Raw genomic sequence first — 16833 nt, 5'->3', positions numbered from 1 at the left:
CAGCCCCTACAAAGCCGCCGCCACAGGCGGCTTGTTTTTGCAAAGTTGGAGAAACCTCGATGAGCCTGGCAGAGCGCGTGCGCTACCCACAATTTAATAACCTCCTCATGTCGGCCGAAGCGGCCGCAGCCCTGATTCCACACGGCGTGAACGTGGGCATGAGCGGCTTTACCGGTGCGGGCTACCCCAAGGCGCTGCCCCAGGCGATTGCTGCCCGCGCCAAGGCCGAGCATGCCGCAGGCAAGCCCTACAAGATCAATGTATGGACCGGCGCTTCCACCGCTGCCGAATGCGATGGCGTGATGGCCGAAGCCCACGCCCTGGGCCAGCGCCTGCCCTTCAACACCGACCCGATCGCGCGCAAGGCCATCAACAGCGGCGAGATCGACTTCATCGACATGCACCTGTCGCACGTGGCCCAGCACGCCTGGTTTGGCTTCCTCGGCCACATGCACATTGCGGTGGTGGAAGTGCTGGGCGTAACCGCCGATGGCCTGCTGATTCCGTCGACCGCCGTGGGCAACAACAAGACCTGGCTGGAAATTGCGGACAAGGTGATCCTGGAAGTGAACACCAAGCCGCCCGCCAAGATGGAAGGCATGCACGACATCTACTACGGCACCGCCATTCCACCGCGCCGCATGCCCATCAGCATGACGCATGCCGATGACCGCATTGGTGAGCAGTACCTGCGTGTCGACCCCGCCAAGGTGATTGCCGTGGTGGAAACCCACAAGGGTGACCGCGACAACGTGTTTGCAGCGCCCGATGCGCAGTCCAACACCATCGCGGCCTCCATCATCGATTTCCTCTCGCACGAGATGAAGATGGGCCGCCTGCCCAAGGAAATGCTGCCCATCCAGTCGGGCGTGGGCAATGTGGCCAACGCCGTGCTGGCCGGTTTGCTGACCGGCCCGTTCGAGAACCTGCTGGGCTTCACCGAAGTGCTGCAAGACGGCATGCTGGACCTGCTGCGCGCAGGCAAGATGACCAAGGCCTCGGCCACGTCCATTTCGCTGTCTGCAGCGGCCTACAAGGACTTTGAGGACAACATCGACTTCTACCGCGAGCGCATCATCTTGCGCCCGCAGGAAATCTCGAACCACCCGGAGCTGGTGCGCCGTCTGGGCATCATCGCCATGAACTCAATGATCGAGGCCGACATCTACGGCAACATCAACTCCACCCACGTGATGGGCACGGGCATGATGAACGGCATCGGCGGCTCGGGCGACTTTGCGCGCAACGGCTACCTGTCGTTCTTCGTCACGCCCTCGGTGGCCAAGGACGGCAAGATCAGCTGCATCGTGCCCATGTGCTCGCACGTGGATCACACCGAGCACGACACGCAGATCATCGTCACCGAACAAGGTCTGGCCGATCTGCGCGGCCTGTCACCCAAGCAGCGCGCCAAAGTCATCATTGAAAAGTGTGCGCACCCGGACTACCGCGACCAGTTGCAGGACTACTTTGACCGCGCCCGCCACCAAGGCGCACAGCACACGCCGCACATCCTGACCGAGGCACTGAGCTGGCACCAGCGCTTCATGGACACCGGCGACATGCGCATCTAAGCCACGCTGCGCCCACAAAAAAACCAGCTGCAAAGCAGCTGGTTTTTTTATGAATGTGCGCCGCTGAAAAGCGCTTTTCAGCCTAGGCCATGGTGACCGCAATAAAGGCCAGCAGAAACATCATGGCCGCGCCCACCAGGGGCAGGACCACAGGGATCAGGGGCACGACCGCTTCGACCGCATCTTCGGGCGGCTGGGGTGTGGCAGGATCATGGGAATCATTCATGGGCGCAACCTCCTCACTGCAAAGCGTTGAACAAGAACCGGCGCCGGGCCGACGGCCAGTTGCGGTTCATTCTAGGCAGGCAGCCCGGCCCGCGCGCACTGGCTAACCCTGAGGCCGGGGCCCGGGCTGCAAAAGGCTTTACAGCCGCGCGGTCTCCATGCCGCCGGCGCGCAGTGCCTGCAACACGTCTTCAATGTGCTGCACATTGCGCGTTTGCAGCACCAGATCAATATCAACGTTTTGCGCCGCCAGCAAGGTGAAGGCGCGCTGGTGGTGCACCTCTTCGATGTTGGCGCCAGCCTCGGCCACCGTGGCGGTAATTTTGGCCAGCACGCCGGGCACATCGCGTGCGCTCACGCGGATGCGCGCCAGCCGCCCCGAGCGTGCCATCCCGCGCTCAATGATGGCTGCCAGCAGCAGCGGGTCGATATTCCCCCCTGACAGCACCAAGCCCACTTTCTGACCCTGGAACTTCTCGCGGTGGCGAATCAGCGCCGCCAGCCCTGCCGCGCCTGCGCCTTCGACCAGGGTTTTCTCAATCTCCAGCAGCATGAGCACCGCCTGCTCAATATCGCCTTCGTCCACCAGCAGCAACTCGTCCACGCGCTCACGCACTACCGCCTGGGTGATAGTGCCGGCCGTGGCCACCGCAATGCCTTCGGCAATGGTGGATGTGCCCATGGGCAAGTGGCTGCCTTGCACCGCGTTGAGCATGGAGGGAAAGCGCTCCGTCTGCACCCCCACCACCCGTATCTCGGGCTTGAGGGCTTTGGCTGCGGTGGCAACGCCTGCAATCAGGCCGCCTCCGCCAATCGCCACCACCAGCGTATCCAGGTCCGGCTGATCGGCCAGCATCTCCAGCGCTAGCGTGCCCTGGCCGGCGGCCACCGCTTCGTCATCGAAGGGGTGCACAAAGGTCAGCTGGCGCTGTGCTGCCAGCTGGTAGGCATGCTGGCGTGCGGCTTCCAGCGTATCGCCATGCAACACCACTTCTGCGCCAAAGCCGCGCGTGCGCTCCACCTTCACGCCGGGCGTAAAGCGCGGCATCACGATGACGGCATGCACCCCCGTGCGCTGGGCGTGGTAGGCCAGGCCCTGGGCGTGGTTGCCCGCACTCATGGCGATCACACCGCGCGCTTTTTCTTCCGCGCTCAGCAGCTGCAGGCGGTTGCACGCGCCACGCTCTTTGAACGAGGCGGTGAACTGCAGGTTTTCAAATTTCAAAAACACCTGCGCACCGACGATGTGCGAGAGGGTTTTTGACTCCACACAGGGCGTGCGCAAGATGTGGTCGCGCAAGCGAACGGCGGCGGCTTGGATATCGGAATAACTCAGCATGGTCTGCACATTCTGGCGCAATGTGTGCGCTGGTGAAGCCCGTGTGGTTGCAAAATTCTTTTCAAATATTGAAGCGGCCAGCGCATGGATTTCCTTGCTTTCAGCATGAAAGCAATCGCAAATTGGCTTTAGATATGCGCAAGCTGCTACGTTCTTTTCATTGCGGCAATGCGCGCTGCAAAATGGCCTCGACATCACCGCCCTGCACATCCAGAGCCCCCACCACCCAGCCACAGCTGCTGGAGCCCAGCCTGGAGCGCACAAAGGCCTGCGCCACGGCCTGGGGCGCGTGCCGCAGCAACAAGCCCGCTTGTGCCGCCAGCACCAGTTGCTGCACCCAGTGGCGCGCCTGGGCCTCTAGCTGTGCGGCGGGCTGGCGCAGCGCCGCTGCCAGCGCCTGCAAAGTGTTGTGCAGCACCGGCACACCCTCGCAGTGCTGCTGCAGATCGTGCAACAAGCAGGCAGCGCCTTCAGGGTCACGCGCCAGCGCGCGCAGCACATCCAGGCACATGATGTTGCCCGAGCCTTCCCAGATGGAATTGACCGGCGCCTCGCGCAGCAGGCGCGCCATGACGCTGCGCTCCACATAACCGTTGCCACCCATGACTTCCATGGCCTCGGCCACCAGCGCCGTTGCGCGCTTGCAGATCCAGAATTTCGCGGCGGGGGTGAGCATGCGCTTCCAGGCCTGCTCCAGCGGGGAGGCCGCGTGCTCAAAGGCCTGTGCCAGGCGCATGCCCAGCGTCATGGCAGCTTCGCTTTCCAGCGCCAGGTCCGCCAGCACATTGCGCATCAACGGTTGCTGCACCAGCACCTTGCCAAAGGCCCGACGCTGGCGCGCATAGGCCAGTGCCTGCACGGTGGCCGTGCGCAAGATGGCGGCACTGCCGAGCACGCAGTTCAGGCGCGTCATGGCCGCCATCTCGATGATGGTGGGAATGCCCCGCCCTTCCTCACCCACCAGCACGCCCCAGGCGTCTTGAAACTCCACCTCGCTGCTAGCATTGCTGCGGTTGCCCAGCTTGTCTTTCAACTGCTGAATGCGAATGCTGTTGCGCGTGCCATCCGGGCGCCAGCGCGGCACCCACAAACAAGCGGGGCCGCTGCCATCGGCCAGCTGCGCCACGACCAGATGCGCATCGCTGGTGGGGGCCGAGAAAAACCATTTGTGACCGCGCAGCAGGTATGCGCCACCGCGCCCACCCGCTGCCACAGGCGTGGCCGTGGTGGTGTTGGCACGCACATCCGAGCCGCCTTGCTTTTCCGTCATGCCCATCCCGATCCACAGCGATGTTTTCTGGCTGCAAGGCAGGTCGCGGCTGTCATAACTGGGGCTGAACAACCCTGGCTTGAGCTGCGCCCACAACGCAGGCTCTTGGCGCAGCAGCCCAATCGCCGCTGTGGTCATGGTGGCGGGGCACAGCGTGCCCTGCTCCACCTGCCCGTGCAGGTAAAAGCCTGCAGCCCAGGCACTGAAGCGGCCCGGCTGCGCATTGTCAAACGGCAGGCTGACCAAGCCCTGCGCGCGGTACATGCCCAGCAAGGCATGCCATGCGGGATGAAACTCCACCGTTTCGCGCAAGCGCCCGCGTGCATCAAAGCGCTGCAATTGCGGGCCCGCGGTATTGGCCCAATGTGCCAGCTCCCACGCGGCTGAAGACCCGAGATCGTGGGCATACCGGTGCAACTGCGGCACCCAGGCCTGCGCCCCCGCGCGGGCCAATGCCTCCTGCAAGGCTGGGTCAGCGCCCAGCAAGTTCACGTCCCTCAGCTCATCAAACTGGTTGTGGACTTCGTGCGTTTCCCAAGGGTTCATGGCACACCTCCCAGACGGAACACGCAGTCTAAAAGCGTGGGGGAGGCGCAGCTACAGGGTCAACGCTAGCCGCTGATGCTCACCACGCGCAGCACCTCAGCGCCATAGGCTTCGAGCTTTTTGGCACCAATGCCGCTGATGCCTTGCAAGTCTGCCAAGGTCTGCGGATTGCGCTCGGCAATGCCCACCAGAGTGGCATCGTTGAAGATGACATAGGCCGGCAAATCGTGCGCCTTGGCCACCTCGGCGCGCCAGGCTTTGAGGTTGATGAAGCGCACCTGCGCATCAGGCCCCAGGTTGATGGCCGCTGCACTCGTTGGTGTGCTGCGCTTGTTGCTGCGCGTGCGCTGGGCCGCCACCGATTCGCGCAGCAAAACCTTCACCTCGCCGCGCAGCACGGCGCGCGACTGCGGCGTGAGCGTGAGCGTGTCAAACACATGGCCACTGTTCTCGCTGGTGACCTTGTGCAAGCCCAGCGCGCCCGTGGCCAGCAACTGGCGCATCACGCCGCGCAGCTGCTGCTCCGAATACTCTTTGCCCACGCCAAAAGCCGAGACTTTGTCGTGCAGATACTGCGTGACTTTGTCCGTGGTTTTGCCGCGCACCACGTCCATGATGTGGCCCGCACCAAAGGTCAGCTGGCTCATCTCGTGCACACGGTAAATGGTGGACAGCAGCTTGCGCGCGGCATCGGTGCCGTCCCAGATGGCGGGGGGGTGCAGGCAGTTGTCGCAGTTGCCACAGGGCTCGGACTGCTCGCCAAAGTACTGCAGCAGGCGCACCCGGCGGCAGTCGGTGGCTTCGGCCAGCGTCAGCAAGGCATCAAGCTTGCCGCGCAGCACATCTTTGAACACCTCTTCGGCATTGCCCTCGTCAATCATGCGGCGCTGGTTCACCACATCGGAGATGCCATAGGCCATCCATGCCTGCGCAGGCAGGCCATCGCGGCCCGCGCGGCCGGTTTCCTGGTAGTAGCCTTCGATGTTGCGCGGCATGTCCACGTGCGCCACAAAGCGCACATCGGGCTTGTCGATGCCCATGCCAAACGCAATCGTGGCCACCACCACAATCCCGTCTTCGCGCAAGAAGCGGTTCTGGTGCAGCTGGCGCATATCGCCGGGCAAGCCTGCGTGGTAGGGCAGCGCGTGGATACCGTGGTCCTGCAGCGTTTGCGCCAGCTCTTCCACGCGGCGGCGCGAGAGGCAGTACACCACGCCGGCTTCGCCCTCGTGCTCGTGCTTGATCCAGCGCACCAGCTGGTTGGTGACGTCTTTTTTCTCGACGATGGTGTAGCGGATATTGGGGCGGTCAAAGCTGCTGACAAACTGCTGCGCCTGCTCCAGGTGCAGGCGCTCGACGATATCGGCGCGGGTCAGTGCATCGGCCGTGGCCGTGAGCGCAATGCGCGGCACACCGGCATAGCGCTCATGCAGCACGGAAAGCGCTCGGTATTCGGGGCGAAAGTCATGCCCCCACTGGCTCACGCAATGCGCTTCGTCGATCGCAAACAGGCCCAGCTGGCCGTTGGCGTACAGGTCATCCAGCAACCCCAGAAAACGCGGTGTGACCAGGCGCTCCGGCGCCACATACAGCAGCGTGAGCTGGCCGCTTTGCATCTGCCATTCCACATCCTGCGCCTGCTGCCAGTCCAGCGAAGAATTGAGAAATGCGGCCTTCACGCCCGCTTCATGCAGCGCCCCGACCTGGTCGTGCATCAGCGCAATCAAAGGTGAAACCACAATCGCCACGCCCTGCCCTTGCTGCTGGCGCACGATGGCGGGAATTTGGTAGCACAGGCTTTTGCCACCGCCCGTGGGCATGAGCACCAGCGCGTCACCGCCTGCCACCACATGCTCGACGATGGCTTGCTGCGGGCCGCGAAAGGCTTCGTAGCCAAAGACATCTTGCAAAACGGTGTGGGCGGGGGACAAGGCAAATTCCTCTATCAGACGCGGGGAAACCGCGTATTGTGCGCTGCGCCAGTGCCTGCTGGCTCACACCACGACAAGCCCCCTGCGGACAAGTCTGTTTTACAGGGGTGCGCACAATTTTTGCCATACAACACACAAGTCAACTGGGCACTGAGGGTGCTCCCTGTCGGTTTTCGGAGACTTTATGCAACCCAAGATATATGTCGGCTTGGCACTGGCCATCTGCATCACATCCCACACGGTGTACGCACAGGATCTGGACGCACGCCCCACGTGGTATCTGCAAATCGCCCAAGGCGAGGAAAGCAGCCATGCCGCCGTCCTCGGTACGACGCTGCCATGGAAAAACGGGCCATGGTCTTTAGGCAGCGGCCAAGTACGCGGCCACTGGGACATCTGGCTTGGTGGCTGGTCCAACAAAGACCTCAACAACCACCGCTTCACCACCCCTGCGCTGGGTATCGGCCCCAGCCTGCGCTGGCGTGGGGCACAAGGTACATCGCCTTGGTTTGTGGAGGCTGGCACCGGCATCATGGCCACAGGCAAGCGGCTGTATAACGACGGCCAGCGCATGGGCACCCGCTTTAACTTCGCCAGCCATGTGGGGGTGGGTATGAACTTTGGGCACCAGCGTGCGCACGAGCTGTCGCTGCGGCTGCAGCATGCCTCCAACGCGGGCATCCAAAACCCCAACCCCGGCATCAATTTTGTGCAGCTGCGCTACGCGCACGCTTTCTGAAACGCTGTCACCAAGTACACACGCCGACCCCGCACAAGGCCACATCATGTGGCCTTATTGCTTTGGAGAACACCTACATGTCGATCTGGCTCAAACCCACGCAATTGGCCGACATCAACGCTCGCAACGCCCACACAGCGGTCGAGCATTTGGGCATTGAAATCACCGAGGTGGGCGATGACTCCTTGGTAGGCCGCGTGCCGGTGGACCACCGCACCAAGCAGCCGTTTGGCTTGCTGCATGGCGGTGTCAGCGTGGTGCTGGCTGAAACCCTGGGCTCCATCGCGGCCTACCACGCGGCACCCGAAGGTCACTTGGCCGTGGGCCTGGATATCAACGCCAACCACCTGCGCTCCGCGCGCAGCGGCTGGGTTACAGGCACCGCCAAAGCCGTGCACATTGGCAAGACCACGCAAGTCTGGCAAATCGACATGGTGGGCGATGACGGCAAGCCCACCTGCGTCTCCCGCATCACCATGGCCATCCTGCCGCCCAAGGCTTAAATACGTAGCGCGCCGCCTGCCGCGCTACCACCACGGGCTGCACGCGGAGACAGCAATCGCCGGCTACCAAGGCCAGCGGATAAGCCCGGCACTTGAAAAAAAATAGCTGCCTGCGCTCATCTGGCTTGGTTTTAAGGCTTAAATGCCCTGAAAAACCAGCTTGCAAGCGCGCAGGCAGCTCCTTTTTTTACATATGTCGCAGAGTGTCTGCCTCAGTCAGCGCTTTGCATCTGCGCCAGGCGCTCGCTCTTCCAGTACACATCGTCGCCGCCATCCATGCGGTTGAGCACGCGGGCCAGCACAAACAGCAAATCCGACAAGCGATTCAAATACTGGCGCGGGGCGGGGCGCATCGCCTCCTGCTCTTGCAGCGCCACCACGCTGCGCTCGGCGCGGCGCGCCACGGTGCGGCAGACATGGGCCTGCGACGCAGCGCGCGTGCCCGCAGGCAGGATGAATTCCAGCAAGCGCGGCAGCTGGGCGTTGTAGTGCGCCAAGGCTTCATCCAGCTGCAGCAGCGCATCGTCTTTGAGCAACTCATAGCCGGGCATCGCAATCTCACCGCCCAGGTTGAACAGCTGGTGCTGCACCTGCACCAGCACCTCGCGCACCTCCGCAGGCAAGGGCTCGCACAGCAACAGACCGATGTGGCTGTTCAGCTCGTCCACATCGCCCATGGCATGCGGGCGGCCGCTGTTTTTGGAAACACGGGTGTTGTCGCCCAGGCCCGTGGTGCCGTCGTCCCCGGTGCGTGTGGCAATTTGTGTAAGGCGATTGCCCATCAAAAACTCCTCATTGAATGCCCGCCAGCGGGCCGTAGCGGCCATTGTGCGTTACATGGTGCAGGCGAATGTTGGTGCAGGAAACAGCCCGCAAAAATCATGGACATAGTGGGCCGTGTTCGGTGCAATGGCCGCATGTTGAACTTGCCAAGGAGCACACAGATGCCAAGCAATCACCGCCACCTCCATGCTTTTGACCTGCGCAGCGTGGTGCTGTTTACCAGCCTGACCTTGGGCGGCACCACCGCAGTCTTCGCGCAGGCGGCAGCGCCTTCCACCCCCGACGCCAGCGCGCAGCCCACCCTCACCGCCAAGGCACTGACGCCTTCGGAAGTGTTCATGCGCAGCGATGTGAACCGCGATGGACAGCTCTCCCGCGCGGAAGCCAAAAACCTGCCCAGTGTGTCGGAACAGTTTGAGCAGTGGGACCGCGATGGCAACGGCCAGATTTCGCTGGAAGAGTTCTTGCTCAACGCCCAACGCCACGAATAAGCGCCTGGCACTTCACCCCGCCCATCCAGGTTGGGTGCCCAAGACGGGGCGTGAAGCCGCAGGCAGCACGTATGAAAGGCATACGTAGCAGGATCTTTTGAACACCTCTCAGCGCGCCCGCTCAACGCACCAAGGTCACACGCCTTGGCAGCCGCATCCCCGCTTGACGAATGCCGCAGCGCCCTTTTACGGGCGCTGCGCCGCAACTGCCGGTGGTATTCTTTTTGGGTGTTTTTGGAGTCCATGATGAACGCCCCCACCTCTTCCCTGCACTTGCAGCCCCGTGCTATTTCCCCGGCTTTTTTGCAGGCGCTGCAGTCCCGTTTTGGCAAGCAGTGCTCCACCGCCCAGGCCGTGTGCGAACAGCACGGCCGTGACGAAGGCTCCATCCAGGCCCCGCCGCCCGTGGCCGTGGTCTACGCCGAAAGCACGCAGGACGTGGCCGATGCCGTGCAACTGGCCGACCAGTACACCGTGCCCGTGATCGCCTACGGCGCCGGCTCCTCGCTGGAGGGCCATCTGCTGGCAGTGCAGGGCGGCATCAGCATCGACGTCAGCCGCATGCACCGCGTGCTGCGCGTCAACGCCGAGGACATGACCGTTACCGTGCAGCCCGGCATCCTGCGCAAGCAGCTCAACGACGCCATCAAGGACCAGGGCCTGTTCTTCCCCATCGACCCCGGGGCCGACGCCTCCATCGGCGGCATGACCGCCACGCGCGCCAGCGGCACGAATGCCGTGCGCTACGGCACCATGCGCGAGAACGTGCTGGCACTGGAGGTGGTGACCGCCAGCGGCGAGGTGATCCGCACCGGCAACCGCGCCAAGAAAAGTGCAGCCGGCTACGACCTGACGCGCCTGATGGTGGGCAGCGAAGGCACACTGGGCATCTTCACCGAGATCACGCTGCGCCTGTTCCCGCTGCCCGAAGCGGTGAGCGCCGCCGTGTGCTCCTTCCCCAGCATTGCCGACGCCGTGCACACCGTGATCCAGACCATCCAGATGGGTGTGCCCATCGCCCGCGTGGAGCTGGTGGACGCCGCCACCGTGGCCATGGTCAACAAGCACAGCAACCTCACGCTGCGCGAAGAACCCATGCTGCTGATGGAATTCCACGGCAGCCCCAACGGCGTGAAGGAACAGGCCGAGATGGTGCAAGACATTGCGGCCGAGTTCGACGCCAAGGGCTTTGAATGGGCCGACACGCCCGAAGAGCGCACCCGCCTGTTCACCGCCCGCCACAACGCCTACTTTGCCGGCATCCAAAGCCGCCCGGGCTGCCGCAGCATCACCACCGACACCTGCGTGCCCATCAGCCGCCTGGCCGACTGCCTGCTGGAGTCCATCGACGAAGTCAACGCCAGCGGCATCCCCTACTTCCTGGTGGGCCACGTGGGTGATGGCAACTTCCACTTCGGCTATTTGATCGACCCCGACAACCATGAAGAACGCGAGCGCGCCGAAGCCCTGAACCATGCCCTGGTGCGCCGCGCCATCGCCATGGAAGGCACCTGCACCGGCGAGCACGGCATCGGCATCCACAAGCAGGACTTTCTGCGCGAGGAATGCGGCGACGGCGCCATCGCCATGATGGCCGCCATCAAGCAGGCGCTGGACCCCAAGAACATCCTGAACCCGGGCAAGATCTTCACGCTGTAAGAAACTACACGATCGAAGCGGTTTGCTCCCAAAAAAAGAGCTTGTCACGCGCTCTGCAAGCGCACGACAAGCTCTTTTTGTTTGAATTCGTCACCCCGTGGGGTGACGAATTTTTTTGCGCTTTTTAGAAGCGGTAGCCCGGCGATTCGCGGTCCAGCTTGCGCAGCAGCGACGGCCAGACAAACGCCCCGCCCATGCCCCCGGTCTGCACCTTGGAGGCGTGGGCCACACCCTGCACGATGGCGGGGTTCACCTGCGTCAGCTCGGTGCCACCGGCCAGTGCATCGACCTGGATCTTGCAGGCCGCCTCAAACGTGTACATCGACAAAAACGCATCGGCAATGCTGCGCCCGCAGGTCAGCAGCCCATGGTTGCGCAGCATCAGAAAATTGGCGCGGCCCATATCGGCCTGCAGGCGCGGCTTCTCGTCGTCGCGAAAGGCCACGCCTTCGTAGTCGTGATAGGCCAGCGAGGCCAGCACAAACGTGCTTTGCTGGCTGATGGGCAGCACGCCGTGCTTTTGCGCACTCACCGCCACACCGGCGCGCGTGTGGGTGTGCAGCACGCACTGCACGTCCTCGCGCGCGGCATGCACGGCGCTGTGGATCACAAAGCCGGCCGGGTTCACCGGGTACGGTGAATCCATCAGCTTGTTGCACTGCATGTCCACCTTCACCAGCGAGGATGCCGTGATCTCGTCGAACATCAGCCCGTAGGGGTTGATCAGAAAGTGGTGCTCCGGCCCCGGCAGGCGCGCGCTGATGTGGGTGAAGACCAGATCGCTCCAGCCATACAGCGCCACCAGCCGGTAGCAGGCGGCCAGATCGACGCGCAACTGCCACTCTTCGGGGCTGACCAGGTGCTGCACGCTGGGAATGTCCGGGGATGCGGGAAGGGGTTGGCTCATGGGATGTCTCCTGGTGGTCGTGCGCACCACTCTAGGCAGCGCCCTGGGCGCTGTCTGTGCCGCAGCGGACACCTGCGGGCATGTCCCGATACGCCCGCACCACTCACACTGCCTCAGCCAGCGCACGTTGGTGCACAAACTCGGTCAGGGTCTGGATGGCCCGGGTCTGAAACCGCGTGGGCATGTACAGCAGGTATTTGTGCGTGCGCAAAAAGTCGAGGCTGCCCGCGGGCAGGGGCAGCTCCTGCAGCGCCCCTTGGGCCACCGATTCGCGCACCATGTAGTCGGGCACGATGCCCACACCCAGCCCTTGCAGCAAGGCTTCGCGCAAAAAGTAAAAGTTGGGCGAGACCAACCGCATGCGCAGCGCTGCATCGCCCTGGCCCAAGGTCTGCAGCCCGGCCATGCGCAAGGTGCGCTCGGTCAGGGCCGAGGTAATCAGCGGCAGGTGCAGCAACTCTTGCAGGGTTTGCGGCTGGCCCCACTCGGCCAGGCAGGCCGGGGTGGCGCAGGCCACGTAGGCCACGGGCCCCAGATGGCGGGCCACCAGGTGCTCGGGCGGGTCGTTCATCACGCGCACCGCGCAGTCCACGCGGCCATCCATCAGGTCTTCGATGGCGTTGTCAAAAATCACCTCCAGCGCAATGCCGGGGTAGCTGCGCATGAAGTCCGTCAGCCAACCCGCCATGGCGAGCTGGCCATAGCCGCTGGGCACGCTCAGGCGCACCCGGCCTTGCAGCGCTTGGCCCAGCGCAGCCACCGATTCATCGGCGGCGGCCAGCTCATGGCGAATGCTGCGGCCATGCTCATACAGACGGCGCCCCAGCTCGGTAGGCTCGATCTGGCGCGTGGTGCGGCGCAGCAGTTGCTGGCCCAAATCACGTTCAAACTGCGCCAGCCGGTGGCTCACATTCGCACGGCTCATGCCCAGGCGGGCCGCAGCGCGGCTCAGATTGCCCGCGTCAATGATCTCCACCAGCAGGCCCAAAGCATTCACATCCATTGTCAACTTTCATTCAACATATATTTCAATTATCAGCACAATTGTCAAAATAATTAAACATATCCAGAATCCATGCCTTACCCCAGCCGCCTGCCCCGCAGGTGATGAGAACCACAGGCATGACATCTTCTTCCTCTCTCCACCCCCTGGCTGGCATTCGCGTGCTGGATCTTTCGCGCGTGCTGGCGGGCCCGATGTGCGCCATGGCACTGGCTGACTTTGGCGCCGATGTGATCAAGGTCGAGCACCCGGCACGCGGCGACGACACCCGCGACTGGGGCGTGCGCGTGGGCACGCGCAACACCTCCTACTTCAACAGCGCCAACCGCAACAAGCGCTCGATCACGCTGGATCTGCAGTCCGAAGCGGGCCTGCAGGTGGCGCGCGCGCTGGCCGCACAGTGCGACGTGGTGGTGCAGAACTTCAAAGTGGGCGGCGCCGAGAAGCTGGGCCTGGGCTACGAACAGCTCTCGGCCCTGAACCCGCGCCTGGTCTACTGCTCCATCTCGGGCTACAGCCGCAGCGGCAGCGAGGCCCAGCGCCCCGGCTACGACCTGGTGGTGCAAGGCGAGAGCGGCATCATGGCCATGAACGGCGAGGCGGGCCAGGGCCCGCTCAAGTTTGGCGTGGCCGCCGTGGACATGTTCACTGGCATGTATGCCACCCAGGCCATTTTGGCTGCGCTGCTGGAGCGTGAGCGCACCGGCACTGGCCGCCACGTGCAGATGGCGCTGTACGACTGCGGGCTGATGATTACCAGCTACTACGGCATGGAAGCGCTGCTGCAGGCGGGTGACCCGCCCAAGTTCGGCAACGCCCACCCCTCCATCGTGCCCTATGGCGTGTTTGAAGCGGCCGATGGCCCGCTGGTGATCACCGTGGGCAACAACGGCCAGTTTGTGCGCTTTTGCACCGAGGTGATCGACCAGCCCGATTGGGCCACGGACGAGCGCTTTGCCACGAATGTGGCCCGCTCCGCGCACCGCGCCACGCTGATGCCGATGATTGAAGCCGCACTGCGGCGCTTTACCCGCGCCGAGTTGCTGCACAAGCTGCGCGCCGCTCACATCCCCTGCGGTGAAGTGTGTGGTCTGCTGGAAGCGCTGCAGTCCGAGCGCACGCACGAAGCCGGCCTGCTGCACCACTTTGACGACAGCGAGGCCGGCCCCCAAGCGGTGCTGGCCCCGCCCTACGCCATGGACGGCCAGCGCCTGCCTGTGCGCCGCCCGCCGCCCCATCTGGGGCAGCACACCCACGAGGTGCTGCACGAGCTGCTGGGCATGGCGCCCGAGGCCGTGGCGGCACTGCGTCAGCAGCAGGTCATCTGACCTGACCTTTCCCCCTCACAACAACAACATTTTTTGCACCACGGAGACAAAACCATGCAACGCAACCCCGCTCGCACCACCACCCCATCCACCCTCAGCCGCCGCAGCGCTTTGCTGGCATGTGGCGCCGCCCTGGCCAGCGGCCTGCTGGCACCGGCCCAGGCTGCCGGCCAGTGGCCCGAAAAAATGATCAAGATGGTGGTGGCCTTCCCGCCCGGCGGCCCCACCGACACTGCCGCCCGCCTGGTGGCGCAAAGCTTGTCCGAGCGTTTGGGCCAGAACGTGATCATTGAAAACCGCGCCGGGGCCTCGGGCTCGGTGGGCACCTCCATCTTCATCAAGTCGCCCGCCGACGGCTACAACCTGTCCATGTTTGGCATGCCTGCGCTGCTGGCGCCGGTGCTCTACAAGAACAACCTGTACGACGTGCGCAAGGACTTTCTGCCCATTGCCACGGTGTATGACCTGCCCATGGCCATCATCATCAACCCGCGCGTTTTGCCGGACGTGAAGGACCTGCCCAGCCTGATCGCCCACGCCAAGAAGGCCGAGCCCCCGCTGAACTTCACCAGCTCGGGCACCGGCAGCTTTGGCCATCTGTCGATGGAGCAACTCAAAGATCTGGGCGGCTTTGACATGCAGCACGTGGCCTACCGCGGCAGCGCCCCGGCCGTGACCGATTTGATCGGTGGCCAGATTCCCGTGATGTTCGCCGACGTGGTGGCCGCCCTGCCCCACATCCAGGCAGGCAAGCTGCGTGCGATTGCCGTCAGCTCCGAGCAGGCCAAGCTGCTGCTGCCCGGCGTGAAGTCGGTGGCCGAGCAGGGCTTCCCCGGTTTTGATGCCGACACCTGGGGCGGCCTGATCGCGCCGCTGGGCACCCCGCAAGCCGTGGTGGACCGCCTGAACCAGGAGCTGAAAGTGGCCTTGGCCGACCCCGCGCTGCAAAAGAAAATGCTGGCAGCTGGGGCGATTGTTCGCTACCAGGACGGCGCCACCATGAAAGCACGGCTGGCCCATGACTATGCCCGCTGGAGCAAGATTGCCAGCGACAAAGGCATCAGCGCGCAATAACGCAGCGGCCGTAAGTGCGACGGATTGCAGGGGCATATCCGCACCGTCGCAGCAATAAAAAAGGGAGCACCTCGCGTGCTCCCTTTTTGGTTTTCAAAGCCAAATATATTGAAAACTTAAGCAGGACGAGCGGCAGCCGCTCCTGTTTTATTTTTATGGTGCAGCTGCACCCCCACCGCGCTAGCAGCCAGCACGCTCACCGCCAACGCAATGCCCGCGCCAAAAAAGACTTGGCTGTGCATCTGGTGATCCATCATCCAGCCAAACATGGGCGCTGCCACGGCAAAGCCGCTGTCCAGCCCCGAATACACCGTGCCGTAGACGCGCCCGGTAGCACCAGCAGGGGTGGCGCGCTTGATCAGCATGTCGCGTGAAGGGCCGGCCAGCCCGTGGCCAAAACCTGCGGCCGAAGCCACCACCAGCGCTGCCATGCCGGGCAGCCAGCCCGTGGCCACCAGCGCCAGGCAGCCCGCCGCCAGCAGCAAGAAGGTGGCAATGATTTTCTCCAGCCGCTGCACGCGCTGCGCCAAAAAGCCGCCGCCCACCATGCCCACAGCACCGCACAACATAAAACCGGTGACGACCAGGGCCGTCTGCGTCAGCGGCAGGCCATACATCAGGTGCAGGGCCGTGCTGGCGTAGTTCTGGATAGCGCTCAAGCCCACGGTGCTGAAGAAAAAGAAGGCAAAGCACATCCACACGGCAGGCAGCTTCAGATAGGCGAACGGGCTGGCATCGGCCGCACCGGCTGCCGCCTGGGTTTTGGGCGCGGCAGCGCTGTCAAAGGCCTTGTCATCCAGCCAGCGGCGGTTGCACCACATGGTGACGAGCACCAGCGCCGCAAACAGTGCGCCACACGCACACGCCATGCGCCAGGAGCCCGTGGCGGTGGTGATGCCCAGCATGAACACAGGCGCGGAGGCCCAGCCGATATTGCCGGAGATACCATGCACGGAAAACGCATGGCCGATGTTTTTGGCCGTCACGCGTTTGTTCAAAATGGTGAAATCCACAGGGTGAAACGGCGCATTGCCCAACCCGGCAAAAAATGAAGCCGCCAGCAGCATGGCGTAGTTCTGCGCCACGGCAGCCATCAGCCCCGCCACTACAAAGCTGCTGAGCGCGGCAAACATCACACGCTGCGCACCCACCTTGTCCACCAAGAAGCCCGAGAGCATTTGCCCGGTGCCCGAGACAATGAAAAACAGCGACACCATGACGCCCAGCTGCGAGTAGCTGGTGTCAAAGTCTGCAATCAGCCACGGAAACAGCGGCGGCAACAGCAGGTGGAAAAAGTGCGAAGAGCCATGGGCCAGACCCACCAGGCCAATGGTGCGCGCGTCACGGCGCTCGGGAGCGGGAACATTCACAGAAGCAGTCATGGATGGCATCTTAGGCAGCAAGCCTGCGGCAGGTATGCGATAGTCTGCCAAAAGCTATCGCAAATCTGCCAACCCATGC

The 16833-nt window shown here is 63.5% G+C and carries 15 protein-coding genes; 7 read left to right on the top strand and 8 right to left on the bottom strand.

The features are described from left to right. Positions 1–59 precede the first annotated feature (59 nt). Positions 60–1574: a succinyl-CoA:acetate CoA-transferase ScpC gene (scpC, locus tag QEP12_RS04450; RefSeq protein WP_284213486.1), complete on the top strand. Its 1515-nt coding sequence runs from the start codon at positions 60–62 to the stop codon at positions 1572–1574. Positions 1575–1656: 82 nt separating this feature from the next. Here scpC and QEP12_RS04445 read toward each other — a convergent pair whose 3' ends face one another. The 4 genes from QEP12_RS04445 to recQ all read right to left on the bottom strand — a co-directional run bounded on the left by QEP12_RS04445 (position 1657) and on the right by recQ (position 6885). Then, complete coding sequence (locus QEP12_RS04445) at positions 1657–1800, bottom strand: hypothetical protein (protein ID WP_174863209.1); 144 nt, start codon at positions 1798–1800, stop codon at positions 1657–1659. A gap of 138 nt (positions 1801–1938) precedes the next feature. Beyond that, a complete protein-coding gene (locus QEP12_RS04440) occupies positions 1939–3333 on the bottom strand; it encodes a threonine ammonia-lyase (protein WP_281355024.1) in 1395 nt (464 codons plus the stop codon). Next, positions 3296–4954: an acyl-CoA dehydrogenase family protein gene (locus tag QEP12_RS04435; RefSeq protein WP_284213485.1), complete on the bottom strand. Its 1659-nt coding sequence runs from the start codon at positions 4952–4954 to the stop codon at positions 3296–3298. Before QEP12_RS04435 ends, QEP12_RS04440 begins: the two co-directional genes overlap by 38 nt. Positions 4955–5019: 65 nt before the next feature. After that, on the bottom strand, positions 5020–6885 hold the full coding sequence (gene recQ, locus QEP12_RS04430; protein ID WP_284213484.1) for a DNA helicase RecQ: 1866 nt from the start codon (positions 6883–6885) through the stop codon (positions 5020–5022). 184 nt (positions 6886–7069) lie between these two features. Between recQ and QEP12_RS04425 the strand changes: the two genes are divergently transcribed. Then, the gene (locus QEP12_RS04425; protein ID WP_284213483.1) at positions 7070–7624 is read left to right on the top strand and encodes an acyloxyacyl hydrolase; all 555 of its coding nucleotides are present in this window, start codon (positions 7070–7072) and stop codon (positions 7622–7624) included. A gap of 77 nt (positions 7625–7701) precedes the next feature. Next, positions 7702–8127 carry a hotdog fold thioesterase gene (locus QEP12_RS04420; protein ID WP_284213481.1) on the top strand — a complete coding sequence of 142 codons (426 nt, stop codon included), beginning with the start codon at positions 7702–7704 and terminating at the stop codon, positions 8125–8127. Positions 8128–8339: 212 nt separating this feature from the next. Here the strand turns inward: QEP12_RS04420 and QEP12_RS04415 are convergent, their stop codons facing one another. Then, entirely contained in the window at positions 8340–8909 is a 570-nt protein-coding gene (locus QEP12_RS04415) for a cob(I)yrinic acid a,c-diamide adenosyltransferase (RefSeq protein WP_174863212.1), read from the bottom strand. A gap of 162 nt (positions 8910–9071) precedes the next feature. Here QEP12_RS04415 and QEP12_RS04410 point away from each other — a divergent pair, with 162 nt between their 5' ends. Together QEP12_RS04410 and QEP12_RS04405 are read left to right on the top strand one after the other, a co-directional pair. Continuing rightward, a complete protein-coding gene (locus tag QEP12_RS04410; RefSeq protein WP_284213480.1) occupies positions 9072–9401 on the top strand; it encodes an EF-hand domain-containing protein in 330 nt (109 codons plus the stop codon). Between the two features lie 246 nt (positions 9402–9647). Beyond that, positions 9648–11060, top strand: a complete 1413-nt coding sequence (locus QEP12_RS04405) for an FAD-binding oxidoreductase (RefSeq protein WP_174863217.1) — start codon at positions 9648–9650, stop codon at positions 11058–11060. A 124-nt stretch (positions 11061–11184) separates the two neighbouring features. Here the strand turns inward: QEP12_RS04405 and QEP12_RS04400 are convergent, their stop codons facing one another. Both QEP12_RS04400 and QEP12_RS04395 read right to left on the bottom strand, forming a co-directional pair. After that, complete coding sequence (locus tag QEP12_RS04400; RefSeq protein WP_284213479.1) at positions 11185–11967, bottom strand: class II aldolase/adducin family protein; 783 nt, start codon at positions 11965–11967, stop codon at positions 11185–11187. A 103-nt stretch (positions 11968–12070) separates the two neighbouring features. Then, entirely contained in the window at positions 12071–12970 is a 900-nt protein-coding gene (locus QEP12_RS04395; RefSeq protein WP_284213478.1) for a LysR family transcriptional regulator, read from the bottom strand. 119 nt (positions 12971–13089) lie between these two features. On the opposite strand from QEP12_RS04395, the gene QEP12_RS04390 reads away from it, so the two are divergent. Further along, positions 13090–14298 (top strand): CaiB/BaiF CoA transferase family protein, encoded by a 1209-nt coding sequence (locus QEP12_RS04390; RefSeq protein ID WP_284213477.1) that lies wholly within the window; start codon positions 13090–13092, stop codon positions 14296–14298. Between the two features lie 54 nt (positions 14299–14352). Then, positions 14353–15372: a Bug family tripartite tricarboxylate transporter substrate binding protein gene (locus tag QEP12_RS04385; protein WP_284213476.1), complete on the top strand. Its 1020-nt coding sequence runs from the start codon at positions 14353–14355 to the stop codon at positions 15370–15372. A 116-nt stretch (positions 15373–15488) separates the two neighbouring features. Here QEP12_RS04385 and QEP12_RS04380 read toward each other — a convergent pair whose 3' ends face one another. Beyond that, positions 15489–16763: an MFS transporter gene (locus QEP12_RS04380; protein WP_431308060.1), complete on the bottom strand. Its 1275-nt coding sequence runs from the start codon at positions 16761–16763 to the stop codon at positions 15489–15491. Positions 16764–16833: the final 70 nt, after the last annotated feature.

It is taken from the genome of Comamonas jiangduensis (assembly GCF_030162955.1).
GTDB lineage: Bacteria > Pseudomonadota > Gammaproteobacteria > Burkholderiales > Burkholderiaceae_C > Comamonas > Comamonas jiangduensis.
The sequence above is the reverse complement of the archived record's forward strand: the minus strand, read 5'-3'. Positions and strand labels throughout refer to the sequence as shown.